Source organism: Staphylococcus sp. EG-SA-2 (assembly GCF_017152085.1).
The window spans coordinates 1-21,289 of sequence record NZ_JACYHC010000444.1 but is presented as its reverse complement, the minus strand read 5'-3'; the positions used below and the strand labels follow the sequence as shown (position 1 = coordinate 21,289).

General features: G+C 34.4%; 20 protein-coding genes and 1 pseudogene. 14 read left to right on the top strand and 7 right to left on the bottom strand.

Features of this window, described 5'->3' with window-relative positions; all coding sequences use genetic code 11:
- Together IDG60_RS05755 and fadX are read right to left on the bottom strand one after the other, a co-directional pair.
- A partial coding sequence (locus tag IDG60_RS05755) for a class I adenylate-forming enzyme family protein (protein ID WP_142299676.1) occupies positions 1-769 on the bottom strand: 769 nt, incomplete at its 3' end.
- Between the two features lie 25 nt (positions 770-794).
- Positions 795-2,357, bottom strand: a complete 1,563-nt coding sequence (gene fadX, locus IDG60_RS05750; protein WP_000810033.1) for a fatty acid degradation protein FadX — start codon at positions 2,355-2,357, stop codon at positions 795-797.
- Between the two features lie 455 nt (positions 2,358-2,812).
- Here fadX and IDG60_RS05745 point away from each other — a divergent pair, with 455 nt between their 5' ends.
- Positions 2,813-3,955: a PrsW family intramembrane metalloprotease gene (locus tag IDG60_RS05745; protein ID WP_010922818.1), complete on the top strand. Its 1,143-nt coding sequence runs from the start codon at positions 2,813-2,815 to the stop codon at positions 3,953-3,955.
- Positions 3,956-4,268: 313 nt separating this feature from the next.
- On the opposite strand, the gene nikA is transcribed toward IDG60_RS05745, so the two are convergent.
- The 4 genes from nikA to IDG60_RS05725 form a co-directional block, all read right to left on the bottom strand.
- Positions 4,269-5,744: a nickel ABC transporter substrate-binding protein gene (gene nikA / locus IDG60_RS05740; RefSeq protein WP_000669655.1), complete on the bottom strand. Its 1,476-nt coding sequence runs from the start codon at positions 5,742-5,744 to the stop codon at positions 4,269-4,271.
- A 197-nt stretch (positions 5,745-5,941) separates the two neighbouring features.
- Entirely contained in the window at positions 5,942-6,298 is a 357-nt protein-coding gene (locus IDG60_RS05735; protein ID WP_000215216.1) for a DUF488 domain-containing protein, read from the bottom strand.
- 156 nt (positions 6,299-6,454) lie between these two features.
- The gene (locus IDG60_RS05730) at positions 6,455-6,628 is read right to left on the bottom strand and encodes a hypothetical protein (RefSeq protein ID WP_000773989.1); all 174 of its coding nucleotides are present in this window, start codon (positions 6,626-6,628) and stop codon (positions 6,455-6,457) included.
- A gap of 25 nt (positions 6,629-6,653) precedes the next feature.
- On the bottom strand, positions 6,654-7,799 hold the full coding sequence (locus IDG60_RS05725) for a globin domain-containing protein (RefSeq protein ID WP_000954799.1): 1,146 nt from the start codon (positions 7,797-7,799) through the stop codon (positions 6,654-6,656).
- A 154-nt stretch (positions 7,800-7,953) separates the two neighbouring features.
- Between IDG60_RS05725 and IDG60_RS05720 the strand changes: the two genes are divergently transcribed.
- Both IDG60_RS05720 and IDG60_RS05715 read left to right on the top strand, forming a co-directional pair.
- Positions 7,954-8,061 carry a hypothetical protein gene (locus IDG60_RS05720; RefSeq protein ID WP_001791329.1) on the top strand — a complete coding sequence of 36 codons (108 nt, stop codon included), beginning with the start codon at positions 7,954-7,956 and terminating at the stop codon, positions 8,059-8,061.
- A gap of 310 nt (positions 8,062-8,371) precedes the next feature.
- Positions 8,372-9,325, top strand: coding sequence for an L-lactate dehydrogenase (locus IDG60_RS05715; RefSeq protein ID WP_001031880.1), 954 nt, complete (start codon positions 8,372-8,374; stop codon positions 9,323-9,325).
- Between the two features lie 319 nt (positions 9,326-9,644).
- Here IDG60_RS05715 and ptsG read toward each other — a convergent pair whose 3' ends face one another.
- Positions 9,645-11,174 (bottom strand): glucose-specific PTS transporter subunit IIBC, encoded by a 1,530-nt coding sequence (gene ptsG / locus IDG60_RS05710; RefSeq protein WP_000838205.1) that lies wholly within the window; start codon positions 11,172-11,174, stop codon positions 9,645-9,647.
- Between the two features lie 361 nt (positions 11,175-11,535).
- Between ptsG and IDG60_RS05705 the strand changes: the two genes are divergently transcribed.
- The 11 genes and pseudogenes from IDG60_RS05705 to IDG60_RS05655 all read left to right on the top strand — a co-directional run.
- Positions 11,536-12,471, top strand: a complete 936-nt coding sequence (locus IDG60_RS05705; RefSeq protein WP_000823221.1) for a nucleoside hydrolase — start codon at positions 11,536-11,538, stop codon at positions 12,469-12,471.
- A 109-nt stretch (positions 12,472-12,580) separates the two neighbouring features.
- Positions 12,581-12,678: pseudogene (locus IDG60_RS05700) on the top strand (hypothetical protein).
- Positions 12,679-12,808: 130 nt separating this feature from the next.
- A complete protein-coding gene (locus tag IDG60_RS05695; protein WP_001012737.1) occupies positions 12,809-14,905 on the top strand; it encodes a BglG family transcription antiterminator in 2,097 nt (698 codons plus the stop codon).
- Positions 14,890-15,357: a PTS sugar transporter subunit IIA gene (locus tag IDG60_RS05690; RefSeq protein ID WP_000531476.1), complete on the top strand. Its 468-nt coding sequence runs from the start codon at positions 14,890-14,892 to the stop codon at positions 15,355-15,357. Before IDG60_RS05695 ends, IDG60_RS05690 begins: the two co-directional genes overlap by 16 nt.
- Positions 15,358-15,379: 22 nt before the next feature.
- On the top strand, positions 15,380-15,658 hold the full coding sequence (locus IDG60_RS05685; RefSeq protein ID WP_000815795.1) for a PTS sugar transporter subunit IIB: 279 nt from the start codon (positions 15,380-15,382) through the stop codon (positions 15,656-15,658).
- A gap of 226 nt (positions 15,659-15,884) precedes the next feature.
- Positions 15,885-17,144 (top strand): PTS galactitol transporter subunit IIC, encoded by a 1,260-nt coding sequence (locus IDG60_RS05680; protein ID WP_000120109.1) that lies wholly within the window; start codon positions 15,885-15,887, stop codon positions 17,142-17,144.
- A 17-nt stretch (positions 17,145-17,161) separates the two neighbouring features.
- Positions 17,162-18,217 (top strand): zinc-binding dehydrogenase, encoded by a 1,056-nt coding sequence (locus tag IDG60_RS05675; protein ID WP_000646201.1) that lies wholly within the window; start codon positions 17,162-17,164, stop codon positions 18,215-18,217.
- A gap of 1 nt (position 18,218) precedes the next feature.
- Entirely contained in the window at positions 18,219-18,365 is a 147-nt protein-coding gene (locus IDG60_RS05670; protein ID WP_000230358.1) for a hypothetical protein, read from the top strand.
- 23 nt (positions 18,366-18,388) lie between these two features.
- Positions 18,389-19,432 carry an alcohol dehydrogenase catalytic domain-containing protein gene (locus IDG60_RS05665; RefSeq protein ID WP_103182696.1) on the top strand — a complete coding sequence of 348 codons (1,044 nt, stop codon included), beginning with the start codon at positions 18,389-18,391 and terminating at the stop codon, positions 19,430-19,432.
- 527 nt (positions 19,433-19,959) lie between these two features.
- Complete coding sequence (locus tag IDG60_RS05660) at positions 19,960-20,676, top strand: 2-C-methyl-D-erythritol 4-phosphate cytidylyltransferase (protein ID WP_000638475.1); 717 nt, start codon at positions 19,960-19,962, stop codon at positions 20,674-20,676.
- On the top strand, positions 20,669-21,289 hold a 621-nt coding region (locus tag IDG60_RS05655; RefSeq protein ID WP_206160551.1), incomplete at its 3' end, for an alcohol dehydrogenase catalytic domain-containing protein. The genes IDG60_RS05660 and IDG60_RS05655, both read left to right, overlap by 8 nt.

The window sequence follows — 21,289 nt, the reverse complement described above, 5'->3', positions numbered from 1 at the left end:
TAGCACGTAGCGTACTATAATACATTGTCGGAATCATGATAATAAATGTAGGGTGATATTGTGCAATCATGTCATTCAATTCTTCGCCGTTAAAGTAACGTTGAAGAATAAGTGTGCCACCTGACATTAATACTGGTAATACAGTATCGTTAAACCCTAAAACATGGAACATTGGTGTTGATACAATCGTAATATAGTTTGAATTGAACTTGTACGTCAGCTCTAAGTTTGCACCGTTATGAACAAATGATTCATATGAGAACATCACACCTTTAGGTGATCCGGTTGTACCACTTGTATAAATTAATGCTGCAAGATCTTGTGGTTCAACAGGTGTTGCTTGAAAAGGTTGGTGATAATCTGGATTTACGATTTCATCATATTGCGCCACATCAATATCCATATGCAATAAGTTTTGGTCAATATCGGTGAGTGAACTTAAATGTTTTTCAGCATAGAAGAGCAGTTTTAATTGTGCATCTTCCACAATGGCTGCAATTTCTTTTGGGTTAAGCCGCCAATTCAATGGTAAAAAAACCGCACCTGTTTTAAAACAAGCAAACAATAAATCTAATATTGCAATATCATTTGGCGCAAAAATACCGATAACATCGCCTTTTTTAACACCTTGAGATGTTAAATAATGTGCCATATTATCAGCGCGTGCATTGAGTTGTTGGTATGTCCAAGATGTTTGTTTTGCGTGATCAATAACGGCAGGCTTGTCATCATCGAAGTCTGAACGCGTTTTTATCCAATCGAAATTCATTAGTATACCCCCTTTAGCTTCACTTTCATACTTTATGAATTGATTGTTTAAGTTGTCCCCATTTTTCTTTGTAAATGCTGGTATCAATTAATTTTAAATGATCAGCAATAATTGGTTTAAAAGCCATTTGATTCAAAATATCTTTATGCAAATCAAGACCTGGTGCAATTTCAATTAGTTTCAAGCCTTGATTGGTGAGCTCGAATACTGCACGATCAGTAACAAAATAGACTTCTTGCTCGAGTAATTGTGAATATTGTGCATTAAAGTCGATATGGCTCACATCTGATACAAATTTCTGGTTTTGTCCTTCAGTTTCAATGTTTAATCGTTGATTATGACATGAGACATGACTGCCAGCTACAAAAGTACCTGAAAAGATAATTTTATTTACAGATTGCGTAATGTCTATAAAGCCACCACATCCATTTAGTCGGTCATTGAAGTAAGACACGTTGACATTGCCGTATTGATCAACCTCAGCAAAGCTAAGATAGGCAACTGATACACCATTGTTATAAATAAAATCCCATGCTCGATCATGAGGCATGCGCACATCTGCATTGTAATTCATACCAAAATGTTCACGACTCCCAACGAATCCACCGAAAATGCCAACATCTAGAATCGGTTGCACATCATGTTCAACACATTCTTCGTGCAATAAATTAGAGAGTTCATTATTGATGCCATAACCGATGCTAATTGTATCGCCATAAGTTAAAAACTGAGCAGCACGTCGGAGAATCAATTTGCGACTATTAAAAGGTAATGCGGGTTCAGGTATTCCATCAATTCGTTCTTCTCCAGACAAGGCTGGTAAATAATGACTCTGAATTACTTGGCGGTGATTCTTTTCATCTTCTGTGACGTATACATAATCGACAAGATTTCCTGGGATAACAACTTCATTCGGTTTTAGTTGATAGTCGTCAACTAAAGCTTTAACTTGTACAATAACTTTCCCATGATTGGCTTTCGCGTTTAATGCGACATGATAACACTCGCTCAAGTACGCTTCTTGAGTTAAATAAATGTTACCTTGTTGATCTGCGTATGTTCCTCTCAGTAGTGCCACATCAACGCTAGGGAATGTGTAATGTAAGTATGTTTCATCGTTGATGGTTACTAATGAAACTAAATCATCAGTTGTTCGTGTATTTACTTTACCGCCACCGTATCTAGGATCAACAGCTGTGTTTAATCCGATTTTAGTAATAACTCCAGGTAATAATTGATTACTCTGACGATAATGAGTTGCAATGATACCTTGTGGTAAAAAATAAGCTTCAATGTCATTATTTTTCATTGCTTGTGCCGTTTTGGAAGAAGCCGTTAAAATGCTCATAATGACACGTTTAATCATGCGACGTTCTATAAAATCATCTAAATCCGGTGCGGCACCTAAACTATGGATATCATTCGCTAATATAAACGTTAAATCTTTGGGCGTATGATATGTGTCATGTTGCGCTAACACAGCACGTAGAACTTCGGCGGGTAAGTTGGCTACAGCTAATGCTGGTAAACCAATCACATCACCATCTTTAATGATATGTTGTAAGTCGTGCCATGTGATTTGTTTCAAGCAAGTCACCTCCATCACATTTGATAAAATATAGCGTTTTTACACTTTGTGTAAACCCTTACAAGAAATATAACATAACGACGTTTAAAATCAATTAGAAATATCTTTTTATTCTGATAATAGACACAGTATAGACACATTTTAATGGTTGATAACAATTGTAATATCAAGGGTTTGTAATGAATTGAATATCATTAAAATACTTATATAAAAATATTGCTCGGAATATAAAAAGTTAAATAGGTTTTGATTTTTAAATATGAAATACAAAGCGCCCAATCGAACAAAGTATTTATATTAAAATATGGAAAATCCATCAATATTAAATTAAAATAGTTTTATTATGAAAAGTGAAAGTAGGTAAGTCTATGGAAGGTCTTAATCATCGAAGAAATACAGAAAAAGAAGAGACAACACAAACGCAATCAGTTGCACCTAATACAGGTGAAGAGGGGATGTCATCAGCAAGTACACAATCAACTAAGACGTCCGACATACATAATGAATCTATCAATAAACAAATGGAAGCCAAAGCGCATGAAACAGCGCAAAATGCAGATTTAAAAACCGAAGCAAGAAGTTTATTTGATAATGCAACCAAATCAATCGGTAGACTAGCCGGCAATGATGAAAGCTTAAATCTTAATTTAAAAGATATGTTTTCTGAAGTATTTAAGCCGCATACTAAAAACGAAGCAGATGAAATATTTATAGCGGGTACTGCTAAAACTACGCCAGCAATTTGTGACATATCAGAAGAATGGGGGAAGCCATGGCTCTTTTCTCGAGTATTCATCGCTTTCACAGTAACATTTATTGGATTATGGGTCATGGCAGCGATTTTTAATAACACTAACGCGATTCCGGGTCTCATTTTTATAGGGGCTTTAACAGTACCATTATCGGGTTTGTTCTTCTTTTATGAATCAAATGCGTTTAAAAATATTAGCATTTTTGAAGTTATTATCATGTTCTTTATTGGCGGCGTATTTTCATTACTAAGTACGATGGTATTATATAGATTTGTCGTTTTTAGTGATCAATTCGAAAGGTTTGGTTCTTTAACATTTTTCGATGCATTTTTAGTAGGATTAGTTGAAGAAACTGGAAAAGCACTCATTATTGTTTATTTCGTCAATAAATTGAAAACAAATAAGATTTTGAATGGATTATTAATCGGTGCTGCTATTGGTGCAGGGTTCGCAGTTTTTGAATCAGCAGGTTATATTTTGAATTTCGCTTTAGGGGAAAATGTCCCATTATTAGATATTGTCTTCACACGTGCGTGGACTGCGATTGGTGGTCATTTAGTTTGGTCAGCGATTGTTGGTGCTGCAATAGTTATTGCGAAAGAACAGCATGGCTTTGAATTCAAAGATATTTTTGATAAACGCTTTTTAATATTCTTTTTATCAGCCGTTGGTTTACATGGCATTTGGGATACATCTTTAACTGTACTTGGCAGTGATACGTTGAAAATATTTATTTTAATCGTTATTGTGTGGATACTTGTATTCATTTTAATGGGGGCAGGTTTAAAACAAGTGAATTTACTGCAGAAAGAATTTAAAGAACAACAGAAAAAAGTAGACGAATAATAATTAAAGCTTATGTTGCTCATATGTTTGTGACATAAGCTATTTTTATAATTTGTCTTTAAAAGAGTGGAATAGGAATACTTTTCGGAGTTAAAAAAGTGTTTCACGTTAAACAAATAGTGACAATTAGATTTATATAAAATGAACATGATTCATTGAAAGTATGTAATAATCATTTTATTGAAATTCATCAAACAGAAATTAATACAATCATATAAGCAAATTAAACCACGCCATAATCATATTGGATGACTTCGGCGTGGTTTTTATAGTTGAAGCAGGGCTGAGACATAAATCAATGTCCCACACTCCCTTATCGTTCAATCGTTGTTCGATAATCGATTAAATAGATACCTTCAGGTGTTACTTTATAATTTTTAACCTTAGAGTTAGCAGCGACTATTTGATCGTTGTAAGCAATATAACTGTTTGGTACATCTCGACTTGATAATTTAATAATATCATTAGAAATATTGTGACGTTCCTTAACATCTACAGTATGATTCAATTGATTAATTAAATCATCGACGTTGCTATTATTGTAGTCTCCTTTATTAATAGCACCATCTTTTTTATATGCTTGATTAAAGAAATAACCTGTATCACCGCGAGGGATTGTTCCGAAACTATACATCGTTGCATCCCATGCAGAACGGTCTTTTAAGTAACCTTCTATGTCATCAACACTTTTAATGTCGATTTCAATATTTGCTTTTTTAGCATCTGATTGTAATACTTGCGCAATTTTCGATAGCTCTGGACGACCGTCATACGTAATTAACTTAATTTTTAAAGGGTGTTCTTTTGTATAACCATCTTTAGCTAATAACGTTTTTGCTTGTTCGATATTTTGTTTGGTTAACTTAGGTTCTTTAATATATGGAATTTTATCATTAAATGGACTCGTTGCAGGTTTCGCATAACCTTGATAAATATGATCTGCAATACCTTGTCTATCAATGATATGATCTAATGCTTCACGAACGGATTTAGTCATTTTTTTATTAGTATGATTATACATAAGTAAAGAAGTTCTAAATCCAGATTCTTTTGACACTTTTAAATTTTGATTATTTTCTATGTCTTGAACTTTATTAACTGGGACATCAGTTATTAAATCATCTTTTTGAGATTCTAAATTTCTGACGCGATTATTGCCGTCTTCTTGGTACGTCACAGTAATATGATCAAGTTTGGGTTTACCTTGCCAATAGTCCTTAAAATTCGACAATGATATTTTTCGAGATTGCTTATAATCTTTTATTTGGTAAGGGCCTGTACCAACAGGAGTTTGATTAACATCTGATTTAGCATCTGTATCATAAATTGCCATAAAAGGATTAGCTAATTCAGATACAAGTTCAGGGTAAGCGGAGTTGGTTTTAATTGTCAGTTTTTGACCTTTAGCGGTAATTGATGATATTGGTAATGAATATTTGACCAAGTCGCTTTTTTTCATGCTATTTTCAAGGCTAGATTTCACTTTTTCTGCAGTCAATTTTTGACCGTTTTGAAATTTAATATTATCTTTTAATTCTATATCTAACGTTGTATCATTTGGTTGATGATACGATTTCACTAATGCTTTTTCTATTTTTCCTTGATCATTTGTTTTAAATAATGATTCTGCAGCACCAATCTTAACTGGTACATCTGTTTCATAAGGTGCAATAGACTTTGTTTTTAACGGTAACGAAATATTTAAGTCTTTGCCAGATGAATGCATTGAGCCACATCCTGATAACACTAATACTGCTGAAAATATAGTTGCTAGTCTTTTAAACTTCATTTCATTAACACTCTCTTTCTAATTACTATGTAAAACCCAACAATTAATATTTTAAAACTTTATTTTGTTAAAGTAAAATGTTGTTCAAGTTTAGTAATTATTAAAGTTCAATTAATTGTAGTAATTATGCTTTTTAAAAATAAATATTAGAAATGAAGTTAGCGACATTTATAGTGATTCACGATAAACATATATAACTAAGTATTGAGCAACTGCTGTAGTACTACAGCTTGGTTATGTTTAGTATCTTTTGCTGCATATAACAATAGAACATGATTATGCTGATTTACAATATCCTTTAATTTTTCAAAAGCATCTTTTTGCGCATCCTGATCACGTAATTCTTTTTCATATTTTTCTTTAAAAGCTCCAAAAAGTTTAGGATCATGTTGGAACCATTGTCGCAACTCAGTAGAAGGGGCAATGTCTTTTAACCAATAATCTAGGTTAGCAGTTCTTTTCGAAATACCTCTCGGCCAGACTCTATCGACTAGGATACGAATAGCGTCGGTATTATCTTTATTGTCATAAATCCGTCCAATATCTACGGTCATCTTGTGAACTCCTTTCTTATGAAATTCAGTGAGCATACATCAATGCATGTTGTGGTGGGACGACCAAATAAATTTTGCGAAAATATCATCTCTGTCCTACTCCCAATTAAAAAACAGCCATGACAAAGTAAAGTCATAGCTGTTTTGGTATAGATGTCATTTATTTTTACGTTTAGTTAAATACTTCAAACCAACTGCAAAGACCGTGTACCCGGCTATGGTTTGTATCAATGTTTTAATTAAATTATTATTTTTAACAATAATATTTGCAGTAACAATACTTACGAAATATAATGCAAATACTTTTACGTAACGTTGATTAAGTTTCATATGAGCACTAAACCTCTTTTCTCAGTTATACTGCAACGCTTAGTCTTGGAATAAATGTTTCGTAGTGTACGCGATCCATATCGTAATTTAAAGATTTAAGTGCTTCGATCATAGATTGTAAGAATTTTGTACCACCACAGATATAAATTTCAGGTTTATTTGCTAAAAATGCTTGTAATTCTTCAGTGCCAATATAGCCTTGTTTATCTTTTAAGTGTGTATATAATTTAGCGTTGTCATAATGGCTTGCGATACTGTTGAAGTTGTCTTTGAAAGGTAAATGTTGTTCATTTTCAGCAACTTGAACCATCTGTGTATCTAAACCTTTGGCAGAGGCAGCTTCATACATTGCTACTAAAGGTGTGACGCCAATACCTGAACCTAAGAAAAGTTGTGGTTCAGTCGTATTCTCTAATACGAATCCACCTACAGGCGCAGCTAAATTAATCATATCGCCTTCTTTAATCTCATCGTGTAAAATTGTTGAAACTTCGCCTTCATGTTCTGTTGTGACATCACGTTTAACGCCAAAAGTTAAATGGTTTTTTTCACCTGATACGATAGAATAGTGACGTTTAGCTCTATATGGAAGTTTATCACTAGAAACATCAACTGTGATGTATTGGCCTGGTGTAAATTCACTAAAGTCATATTCTTCAGTTTCAACTGTAAATGATTTAATGTCTTCAGATTCTTGTTTAATATTGGTAATTTTGAATGGTTTAAAACCAATCCACATCATTTGATCATAAATTTCTTTTTCAATTTGGATGAACACATCCGCAATAACACCATATGCTTTTGCCCAAGCTTGAATCACAGGGTCATGTTCTTCTAAACCTGTCACGTCTTGGATTGCTTTTAATAAATTTTCCCCCACAATTGGATAATGTTCAGCATAAACTTGTAATGCACAGTGTTTATATGCGACTGGCATAATGACTGGTTTAATAACACTTAAGTTATCGATATTAACCGCAGCGGCCATTACAGCTTGTGCTAATGCTGAAGATTGCATGCCTCGTTTTTGGTTCGTTTGATTAAACATGTTTAAAAGTTCAGGATGCGCTTTAAACATTTTTGGATAAAAGATTGACGTAATTTCTGTCCCTTTCTCTTTAAGTAAAGGCACCGTTTGTTTGATAATGTCTTTCTCTTGTTCTGTAAGCATGATACTCCTCCTTTAATCTGTCTATTTTGATTATTCTACTAAAAATTTCGATATTCAATTAATTGGTTTGAGAAAATATAAATAAAATGGCAAATTTGATAATTGTATGACATTTTTAATTTTTTAAATACTTATCAATAAGCATTGTGTACAATTGTCTGTTTGCACACCGACGATTGCGCGCATTTATTTGACTAATTCAAAAAACATTGTTGTTTTCTTAGAAAAAAGTAAACATGATAATAAAAATGTGAAAGTGTAAATAATCACTGGCGAAGTACGAAGACTAAAGACACCTAAGATGTAATCGTATACAAATTAAAAAGGTGTAAAAATTAAAATAAAATGTGAAATAAATCACAATTTAATATTGACCCAGTACTTAATGCATGTTACATTTTATATGTGAAATAAATCACAAACTTAAAAGCGGATGACACATGACCTTTTAAGTTATGCGTTGAAAATAAAAGAGATGTTTATTTGCTTTTGTATCGTCAATAAGCAGCATTAAACTAACATATTTGAAGCTACACGTATGTTAGTGAATTAATCATAAGGGAGTTTTTGTAATGAACAAATTTAAAGGGAACAAAGTTGTATTAATAGGTAATGGTGCAGTAGGTTCAAGCTACGCATTTTCATTAGTGAACCAAAGCATTGTTGATGAATTAGTCATCATTGATTTAGACACTGAAAAAGTTCGAGGAGATGTTATGGATTTAAAACATGCCACACCATATTCTCCAACAACAGTTCGTGTGAAAGCTGGCGAATACAGTGATTGTCATGATGCGGATCTAGTTGTCATCTGTGCTGGTGCTGCACAAAAACCTGGAGAAACACGTTTAGATTTAGTATCTAAAAACTTGAAAATATTCAAATCAATTGTTGGTGAAGTAATGGCATCAAAATTTGATGGTATTTTCTTGGTAGCTACAAATCCTGTTGATATTTTAGCGTATGCAACATGGAAATTCTCTGGTTTACCTAAAGAACGTGTTATAGGTTCTGGTACAATTTTAGACTCTGCACGCTTTAGATTATTGTTAAGCGAAGCGTTCGATGTTGCGCCACGTAGCGTCGATGCTCAAATTATTGGTGAACATGGTGACACTGAATTACCAGTATGGTCACACGCTAATATTGCGGGTCAACCTTTGAAGACATTACTTGAACAACGTCCTGAGGGCAAAGCGCAAATTGAACAAATTTTTGTTCAAACACGTGATGCAGCATATGACATTATTCAAGCTAAAGGTGCCACTTATTATGGTGTTGCAATGGGATTAGCTAGAATTACTGAAGCGATTTTCAGAAATGAAGATGCCGTATTGACTGTATCAGCATTATTAGAAGGCGAATATGATGAAGAAGATGTTTATATTGGTGTTCCAGCAGTCATCAATAGAAACGGTATTCGCAACGTCGTAGAAATCCCATTAAACGACGAAGAACAAAGCAAGTTCGCACATTCAGCTAAAACATTAAAAGATATTATGGCTGAAGCAGAAGAACTTAAATAACTTTTTATAAAATCTATACCATTCCAAAAATTGTAAAACCTTACCCAAAAAATTGTATAAAGGGCTATTTGATACAACTATATGTGTCGAGTAGCCCTATTTTTAATGTAGTGAAAGTCGTTGTTGAAATTAAATTCAAATCTGGCACTTAAGCTTTAATCATAGCATTAAGATGATTGTCTAGCAGAGGCGATTTGCGGGCTCACTACAGTGTATGATGAACTTAATGCTTCAAATGTAACATTAAAAATAAAAGCAACGATGTCACTTCTTACTTCGTACATCGTTGCCATTAGTTCTGTTGATATTTCGGTTAGTCTTAATCCCCGAGCAATTCTTCAATTTCATTTTTGATAACTGTAACGTGAGGCCCATAAATTACTTGCACACCAGTGCCTTGCTGGATTACACCTTTGGCACCAGTACTTTCGAGTAATACTTTATCGACTTTGTCATTTTGATTAAGTGTGACGCGTAGTCTCGTTGCACAACAGTCAACGATTTCAATGTTATCTTTGCCTCCCAAACCAGCAACAATAGTTTGTGCTCTTTCAGTAGCCTCAACTTGTTGTGCTGCAGCTTTATCTTCTCGACCAGGTGTTTTGAAATTAAATTTCGTAATTAAGAATCTGAAAACGATGTAATACAAACAGAACCACACAATTCCAATAGGTATGACGTATAGGTAGTTTGTTTTACTATTACCTTGTAGCACACCAAAGAGTAAGAAATCGATAAAGCCTCCACTGAAGGTTTGACCAATTGTAATGTTGAAAATGTCTGCCATCATAAATGCTAATCCATCAAAGAAGGCATGGATTACATAAAGAATAGGTGCGACAAACAAGAAACTAAACTCTAAAGGTTCGGTAATACCTGTTAAAAATGAAGTGAGTGCAGCGGATAACATTAAACCGCCGACAACTTTTTTATGTTCAGGTTTAGCTGTGTGATAAATTGCAAGTGCGGCACCACATAAGCCGAACATCATCGTAATAAAACGGCCTGACATAAAGCGTGACACACCTGAATAATACTTCGTCACATCTGGATCACCAAGTTGAGCAAAGAAGATGTTCTGCGTACCTTGAACTAAGTGCCCTTTGACTTCTAAAGTACCACCAAGTGCCGTCTGCCAAAACGGTAAGTAAAAAATATGGTGTAAACCGAGTGGACCTAACAATCTTAAGATGAAGCCATAAACAAAAGTACCGATGGCACCTGTTTTCGTTACAAATCCACCAACATGATAAATGCCGGCTTGTATGCTTGGCCAAATGAAAAACATCAATACACCTAAAAAGATTGCGGCAAATGCTGTGACAATAGGGACAAATCTAGAGCCACCAAAGAAACCTAAATACGGTGGTAATACCACTTTGTGATATTTGTTGTGAAGTATTGCGGTCATAATACCTGTGATAATCCCGCCAAAAACACCGGTTTCAACCGTTTGTATACCGAGCACCATGCCTTGTCCATTTTGTGCAAGCTGATCTTTTGCCAATGTGCCCGTGATAGTTAATAAGCCATTCATAGTTGCGTTCATAATTAAGAAACCGAGCAGCGCAGCTAAACCTGCAGTACCTTTATCGCTTCTAGATAATCCGATTGCGACACCAATTGCAAAGATGACCGGTAAATTTTGGAAAACAATACTACCTGCAGCTGACATTAATGTAAAAATATTTTGTAATAAGGTAATATCTAAAATAGGGTATGCTTTAACGGTGTTTGGATTACTTAATGCACCACCGATACCCAACAATAGACCTGCAGCTGGTAAGATTGCGATAGGTAACATAAAGGACTTGCCGAACTGCTGTGCTTTTTCAAATAAAGATTTCATCAACATCCCTCCTAATTATTCTCAATATAGCTTTTGAGAAATTTAATATCAATATATATTCTGTGTATGAAAATATTTTTCATAAAAATTGTTTGAATCATGTAACAATCATATAAATTGCTGTTTATATTGTTGTGAAAATGAGTTGACAAAAGTCGGTATAGATATGTAGACATCCTATTTTTAGCGAGGTAGGTTGATAAGGCATATCGGATAAATTTATAAGCCATAAAATAGATAAATAGTGTTTGTATCCAAAAATATGAGAAAGTTAAAACTATTTTTCAAAATAAACATGATTCACCACATAAATAAATATACATAAGCTATCGATAACAACTTAAGAAAGGTGGATATATAAATGAAAAGAAAGATTATTATGGATTGTGATCCAGGACACGATGATGCAATAGCATTAATTTTAGCGGGGGCAATTGACAGTCCACTAGAGATATTAGCTGTAACAACAGTCGCAGGTAATCAATCAGTTGACAAGAATACGACAAACGCCTTGAACGTATTGGATATTATGGGACGCCAAGATATAGCAGTAGCGAAAGGTGCGGATAGGCCGTTAATTAAACCAGCTGCCTTTGCTTCTGAAATACATGGGGAATCTGGATTAGATGGTCCGAAACTACCGTCGACACCATCACGTCAAGCAGTTGCAATGCCAGCATCAGATGTGATTATAAACAAAGTGATGACGAGTGATACACCTGTAACAATTGTAGCGACAGGTCCTCTTACGAATGTAGCAACGGCATTGATTCGTGAGCCAAGAATCGCTGAGCATATTGAATCTATTACTTTGATGGGTGGTGGTACATTTGGAAATTGGACGCCTACAGCAGAATTCAATATTTGGGTAGATGCTGAAGCAGCGAAGCGTGTTTTTGAAAGTGGGATTACTATAAATGTGTTTGGTTTAGATGTAACACATCAAGTTTTAGCCGACAATCACGTGATTGAACGCTTTGAAAGTATCAATAATCCTGTTGCACAGTTCGTCGTAGAATTATTGCAATTCTTTAAGAAGACATACAAGACTCACTTTAATATGGATGGTGGTCCAATACATGATGCTTGTACAATTTTGTATTTGTTACAACCAGAATTGTTTACAATGGTACCCGTTAATATCGACATTGAACATCAAAGTCCACTAACTTATGGCACTATGGCTGTCGATTTAAATCATGTTACAGGTAAGCCTGCCAATGCTTATTTTGCTACAGCAGTTGATGTTGAAGAAGTGTGGAACTTGATAGACCATAAGTTACGTACATACGAATAATAATACTTAATTAAATAGATACAGTTAACCCTAAGGCGCCTGATATAAGCGTCCTTAGGGTTTTTATAGTGGATTACATTGGTCATGACAATTTGATAATGATTGAGATATGTATGTTAAAAATTCTTCAAAAAACATAAAACACAAAAATATATGTAAAAATTTCAATTGCTTTATTTTAAAAGATTAAAATCACAAAAAATATAGATATAATTGAAATGTTGTTAAAACATCACAATGATGTACATGCTCATTTTGGAAATATGTGTTCAAAGTGTGTACATCGGTGTGACGATTGATGATAAATTGAGCTCAGATGCTCAAAGGAGGATCGAACATGAACGGGGATAATCAGCAAATACTCAGAGAAATTGTATTGAATCCTACTATTCATGGTAAAGAACTTGAATCGATATTTGGTTTGTCTCGTAGACAACTAGGATATCGCATTCAAAAAATCAATTTGTGGCTTGAACAAGAGGGTTATCCAAAACTTGAAAGAACAAGCCAAGGAAATTTTATTGTAAGTTCTGAAATCATGACGTTATTCAAGCGAGATGTATCGGAGCAGCAAATGTTAAACGGCAACAATGTCATTTTTAGCATAGAAACACGTCGTTATTATTTAATGCTCATGCTTTTTAGTAAGGAAAATGCAATGTCTCTAAACCATTTTTCAATTGATTTACAAGTCAGTAAAAATACTGTCATTCACGATATAAATCATGTGAAAGAGCAATTGGAAGATCATGGTTTGTCACTTAAGTATTCTCGAAAGCATGGTTATGAAATTGTTGGTGATGAATTTGAAGTTCGCCGTTTCTTCATTAAGTTGATTGATCAAAGGTTGAATCATGATATTACTAAAAGTGAAGTTTTAAAGGCGCTCAACTTAACATTCGAAGATATCGCATATCAAAAAGACAAGATCAAACAGGTAGAACAATTTTTGAAGAGTCGCTTTATAGACAAATCACTTAGTTCATTGCCTTATGTCCTTTGTGTGATTCGTAGACGAATTCAAAGTGGTCATGTGATGAATCCATTAAATATTAATTATCAGTATTTGAGGGATACGAAAGAATATCAAGCAACGGAGATTATGACGCAACATGAGCCTGATTTGCCAGAAGCGGAAAAGTTATATTTGACATTACACTTACTTTCAACAAGTGTGCAATGGACTGATTTGCAGGAATCAGATAACATATCGAATTTAACGATGGCCATCGCTCAAATGATTCACCATTTTGAACAAATCACTTTTATTAACATTGAAGATAAGGAGAAATTATCACAGCAACTCTTGTTACATTTAACGCCTGCTTTTTATAGGATTAAATATAACTTAACGGATCGTGATGAATTAATAAATCCTTTACAAGGAAATTATCAATCCTTATTTCATATGGTGAAACAATCATGTCAATCGTTAACTGAATATTTCGGAAAATCGTTGCCTGATAATGAAATAGCATATTTAACCATGTTGTTCGGAGGTAGTTTGAGACGTCAAGATGAAAACTTCGATGGCAAGATAAAAGCTATTATCGTGTGTACACAAGGCACGTCAGTATCACAAATGATGTTATACGAGTTGCGAAACTTATTTCCAGAAATTATTTTCTTAGATGCGATTTCACTTAGAACATTTGAAAATTACACATTAGATTATGACATCGTCTTTTCACCAATGTTTGTCCTAACACATAAAAAATTATTTATCACAAAAGTAGCTTTATCTGAAAATGAGCAACGAAAGTTACGTAAAGAAGTGATGAAGTACATTAATAAGGAATCGGCTGACATTGATAAGGAAATAAACAAGTTAATGGCATTAATTGAACGCACAACGACAGTTAATGACATTACAGAACTACGTGATGGTTTAGAAGATTTTATTGCCAATTATAATTCAATTTCAACCATTAATGGATCGATTGTCACACAAAATAAGACATTAGATTTAGCTGACTTGATACCGGCAAGGCACGTGAAAAGAATGCATCATGTTGAAAATATTGATGAAGCTATTGCTAAAGCAAGTGATGTGTTAGTTGCTAATCATTTTATTGATATTAAATATATTCATGAGATGCAACAGGTATTTGATGATTCGTATATGGTTATCATGCAAAATATTGCTATTCCACATGCATACTCTGAAAAGCATGTACATAAAACAGCGATGAGTATGTTGATATTACAAGAACCAATATACATGTCAGATGGCACAGCAATCCATATTATTGTACCTATTGCTGCTGTTGATAAAGTGACACACTTAAGAGCGTTACTACAATTGAGAGATGTGGCGCAAGACAATGACGCAATTAAGCGCATCATACAAAGTCGCAAAAATTCTGATGTAAATGAGATTTTAAAAAATTATTCAAATAAAGAAGCGAGGGAAAATGGATGGGACAGCAATTAGTGCATAAAGAAAATATAATGCTCAATTTGTCGGCAACTGATAAAGAATCCGTATTGTCACAAATGTCAGATGTGTTATTTCAAAATGGGTTCGTGAAGTCAACGTTTAAAGATGCAGTCATCGACAGAGAAAAAGAATTTGCTACTGGTTTACCAACACATCTATGTTCGGTCGCTATACCGCATACAGATGTCGAACATATTAACCATAGAACGATAGGTGTGGCTGTTCTAGAAAAAGAGGTGCCGTTTATTGAAATGGGAACACTTGATCAACAGACAGAAGTGAAAATCGTTTTTATGTTAGCGATGGATAAAGTAGATGATCAACTTAAGTTGTTACAACAGTTGATGCAAATTTTTCAAAGTGAAGAAAAATTGGAGCAGATTCTGCGAACGAAAGATGAAACGATTTTAGCAACACTAATCAATGATTATTTGGAATATAACTAAAAATTAATTGGAGGAATTGAAAATGAAACAAGTATTAGTAGCGTGTGGTGCAGGTATTGCAACGTCAACAGTAGTAAATAATGCAATTGAGGAAATGGCAAAGGAACACAATATTAAAGTAGATATTAAACAAATCAAAATTACAGAAGTTGGACCTTATGAAGACACTGCAGATTTATTAGTTACAACTGCAATGACAAAGAAAGAATATAAATTCCCAGTTATCAACGCACGTAATTTCTTAACTGGTATTGGTATTGAAGAAACAAAACAACAAATCTTAACAGAGTTACAAAAATAACGGAATTGATATGTAACGTGGGTCGATAACATATTAATATATGCAAATTGCATATAAATGACTATCACGACAAATGATTGTTGATGACATAGAAACGCAGTGACTGTAATTCAAAATGACTGCAGTCGAATGTAGCAAGGGTTGTCGTTGAAATGACTGTAACGTCAAATGTAATCACAATCGGAAAGTATCGTGACAATGCATATATAACAGGGAGGGTTTAAATATGAGTTACTTCACTGATTTTGTAAGGGGATTTTTAGATTTAGGTGCAACTGTTATTTTACCGGTTGTCATATTCTTGCTTGGCCTATTCTTTAGGCAGAAAATTGGAGCGGCATTTAGGTCTGGTTTAACAATAGGTGTGGCTTTTGTAGGGATTTTCTTAGTCATCGATTTATTAGTTAAAAATTTAGGGCCAGCAGCACAAGCGATGGTTAAAAATTTAGGCGTCAGTCTGAATGTGATTGATGTAGGTTGGCCAGCAACATCATCTATCGCTTGGGCATCATCTGTCGCAGCATTTATTATTCCACTCGGAATCATAGTTAACGTTGTATTGCTAGTAACTAAAGTGACAAAGACGATGAATGTAGATATTTGGAATTTTTGGCATTATACGTTTACAGCAGCAATGGTTTATGCCGTATCAGGCAGTATTTGGCAAGCGTTATTAGCAGCAGTTATTTTCCAAGTTATCTGTTTGAAAGTAGCAGATTGGACAGCACCGATGATGAGTGAGTTCTTTGATTTACCAGGTGTATCGATTGCGACAGGAAGCACGATTTCTTATGCACCAGGTATTTACTTAGTTAAATTGTTACAAAAAGTACCCGGTCTGAATAAGTTAGATGCTGATCCTGAAACAATTCAAAAACGTTTTGGCGCATTTGGAGAGTCTATATTTGTCGGCTTAATTTTAGGTTTAGGTATTGGTGTGTTAGCAGGTTACAAACCTGGAGACATCATTAATTTAGGAATGTCAATGGCTGCAGTAATGGTATTAATGCCTAGAATGGTAAAAATCTTAATGGAAGGTTTAATGCCAGTTTCAGAGTCTGCAAGAACATGGCTAAATAAACGTTTTGGCGAACGTGAAATTTATATTGGATTGGATGCGGCTGTAGCATTAGGTCATCCAGCGGTTATTTCGACAGCATTAATTTTAGTACCTATCACTGTTTTATTAGCCGTTATTTTACCAGGAAACCAAGTACTACCTTTTGGTGACTTAGCAACTATACCATTTGTTGTCGCGTTTATTGTTGGTGCAGCAAGAGGAAACATTATTCATTCTGTCATTGTGGGTACGATTATGATTGCAATTTCATTATATATTGCAACAGACGTAGCACCCATTTTCACAGATATGGCGAAAGGTACGAATGTACAAATGCCAAAAGGTTCATCTGAAATTTCAAGTATTGATCAAGGTGGTAATATCGTTAACTATCTTATCTTTAAACTATTTAGTCTATTCAATTAAAAATCGAGGTGTTTGTGGTGAAAGCTTTAGTAAAAACAAGAGAAGGACATGGCAACTTAGAACTTCTTGATAAAGAAGTTGCAACACCGCTAGATGATAAAGTAAAGATTAAAGTACATTATGCAGGAATTTGTGGCACAGACATTCATACTTATGAAGGGCATTATAAAGTTAATTTTCCAGTGACATTAGGTCATGAATTTTCTGGTGAAATCGTTGAAGTTGGAGCAGACGTTAAAGATTTTAAAGTTGGTGACCGTGTCACTTCTGAAACTACATTCTATGTTTGTAATGAGTGTGAATACTGTAAATCAAAAGACTATAATTTATGCAACCATCGAAAAGGTATTGGAACACAAGTTGATGGCGCATTTACTAATTATGTCATTGCACGTGAAGAAAGTTTGCATCATATTCCAGATGAAGTATCGTATCAGTCTGCAGCTATGACAGAACCATTAGCATGTGCACATCATGGCGTTTCTAAGATTCAAGTCAATTCAGGCGATGTAGCAGTTGTAATGGGACCTGGGCCAATCGGATTACTTGTAGCACAAGTGTTAAAAAGTAAAGGCGCAACTGTTGTGGTAACTGGATTGGACAATGACAAAGTCAGATTAGATAAAGCAGAAGCATTGCACATGGATTATGTAGTCAATTTACAACAAACAGACTTAAAAACGTATATCAATGGAATTACAGACGGTTACGGTGCAGATGTTGTTGTTGAATGTTCAGGTGCAGTTCCAGCAGCACGACAAGGTTTAGATATTATACGCAAAAAAGGTTTCTACAGTCAAATAGGTATTTTTAAGGATGCTGAAATTCCATTTGATATGGAAAAAGTGATTCAAAAAGAAATAACAGTTGTTGGTAGTAGAAGTCAAAAGCCAGCAGATTGGGAACCTTCATTGCAACTTATGGCGGATGGTTTAGTAAATGCTGAAGCTTTGGTGACAAAAATATATGATATTTCGAAATGGGACGAGGCGTATCAACATTTAAAATCTGGCGAAGGTATTAAAGCATTACTTAAGCCGCTCGATTTAGATGAAAATGAAGGAGAGAATTAATATGGTAGAATCAATGCTAACTTTTATGCTTGGGCCATTAAGACAAATCACTGATTTTTATATGGAACATTTACTCGTAAGTAATTCCATCGTCATTGCAGGTTATTTTGCGACAGGTATTTTTAAAAAGAAAAAAGTTGTGAATTAAATCAAATTTGAGGTGATTTACAAGTGAAAGCATTGAAATTATATGGCGTAGAAGATTTACGGTATGAGGATAATGAAAAGCCAGTCATTGAAAGTGCGAATGACGTTATTGTTAAAGTACGAGCGACTGGCATATGTGGTTCAGACACGTCACGATACAAAAAAATGGGGCCATACATTAAAGGTATGCCATTTGGTCATGAATTTTCAGGTGTAGTAGATGCCATTGGAAGTGATGTTACGCATGTTAATGTGGGCGACAAAGTGACAGGTTGCCCAGCAATACCTTGTTATCAATGCGAGTATTGTTTGAAAGGTGAATATGCACGATGTGAAAAGTTATTCGTCATTGGCTCATATGAACCTGGATCGTTCGCGGAATATGTCAAATTGCCAGCGCAAAATGTTTTAAAGGTTCCAGACAATGTTGATTACATTGAAGCAGCAATGGTTGAGCCATCAGCCGTTGTTGCGCATGGGTTTTATAAATCGAATATACAACCTGGTATGAATGTTGCAGTAATGGGGTGTGGCAGTATAGGTTTGTTAGCTATTCAATGGGCACGAATATTTGGTGCTGCACATATCATCGCTATAGATATAGATGCGCATAAACTAGATATTGCAACATCATTGGGCGCACATCAAACAATCAATTCAAAAGAAGAAAATCTTGAGAAATTCATCGAAAATCATTACGCCAATCAAATCGATTTAGCTATAGAATCATCAGGTGCTAAAGTTACGATTGGTCAAATATTGACGCTACCTAAAAAAGGTGGCGAGGTGGTATTACTCGGAATACCATATGATGATATTGAGATTGATCGCGTTCATTTTGAAAAAATTCTGCGTAACGAGTTGACAGTATGTGGCTCTTGGAACTGTTTGTCCAGTAATTTTCCGGGCAAAGAGTGGACGGCAACCTTACATTATATGAAGACGAAAGATATTAATGTAAAGCCTATTATTTCTCATTTTTTACCGTTAGAAAAAGGCCCGGAGACATTTGATAAATTAGTTAACAAGAAAGAACGATTTGATAAAGTCATGTTTACGATTTATTAGTATGCACCTTTGAGGACGAAAACGCTGGTATAGTTATAGCTATGAAAGTGCGAATGCCGTCTGGTCTACAGATACTATCGAAATAATTCATCTTCGAATATACGTTGATAAATAGCCGGTTTACTTGTGTGAAATATGCTTGTGAATCGGTTGTTTTGCATTTTGTATACTTAAAATGAGATGGCAATATTTGATAATTTTTAAAGTGAAAATCAAGTACAGCCACTTAATAAGATAAATTTATTATAATATATGGTAAAATGATGGCAGTAATAATGAATTTGAAAAAGAGTAAACATTAATACCTTTAACAATTTAATATCGTCAGAGTTAATGATTAACTGCATGGCAAAACAACTTAGAATGGTCAGTTACAAAAATACATTTTTATAAAAAATTATCACACTATTGTGACAACTATCTTTGGATTAATAAAAGAGGCAAGTGAGCAATAGGTTAGGCTTATGTGCGGGCATAGGTCAGTAATGTATAAATGGAAATGATGTAATGACAGAATGGAGGACAACATGATTTATGCAGGTATTTTAGCAGGAGGTATTGGTTCGAGAATGGGGAACGTGCCATTACCAAAACAATTTTTAGATATTGATAATAAACCGATTTTAATCCATACAATTGAAAAGTTCATTTTAGTGAGTGAATTTAATGAGATTATTATCGCAACGCCAGCACAGTGGATTTCCCATACACAGGATATTTTAAAAAAATATAACATTACAGATCAACGTGTCAAAGTAGTTGCAGGTGGTACGGATCGAAACGAAACAATTATGAACATTATCGACCATATTCGCAATGTAAATGGAATTAATAATGATGATGTGATTGTAACTCATGATGCCGTAAGACCATTTTTAACTCAACGTATTATTAAAGAGAACATTGAAGTAGCAGCAAAATATGGTGCAGTAGATACAGTCATTGAAGCAATTGATACGATTGTAATGTCTAAAGATAAACAGAACATACACAGTATCCCTGTAAGGAATGAAATGTATCAAGGCCAAACACCACAATCATTTAATATTAAATTATTACAAGATAGTTATCGCGCCTTAAGTAGTGAACAAAAAGAAATCTTATCAGATGCATGTAAAATAATTGTCGAATCTGGACATGCAGTTAAATTGGTACGTGGAGAACTATACAACATTAAAGTGACAACACCGTATGATTTAAAAGTAGCAAATGCCATTATTCAAGGTGATATTGCCGATGATTAATCAAGTATATCAACTCGTTGCACCGAGACAGTTCGACGTCACATATAATAATGTTGATATTTATGGTAATCATGTCATCGTAAGACCTTTATACTTGTCTATTTGTGCAGCTGATCAAAGGTATTACACAGGTCGAAGAGATGAAAATGTACTGCGCAAAAAATTGCCAATGTCATTAGTTCATGAAGCTGTTGGTGAAGTTGTATTCGATAGTAAAGGAGTATTTGAAAAAGGTACGAAAGTAGTAATGGTGCCGAATACACCTACAGAGCAACATCATATTATCGCGGAGAATTACTTAGCCTCTAGTTATTTTAGATCTAGTGGTTATGATGGTTTTATGCAAGACTACGTTGTGATGGCACATGATCGTATCGTTCCGCTGCCTAATGACATTGATTTGAGTACGATTTCATACACAGAGTTAGTGTCAGTAAGTTATCATGCTATACAACGATTTGAACTTAAATCTATACCTTTGAAAAACAGCTTTGGTATTTGGGGTGATGGTAACTTAGGTTATATTACTGCTATTTTGCTACGTAAGTTGTACCCAGAAGCTAAAATTTATGTATTTGGTAAGACAGACTATAAATTAAGTCATTTTTCATTT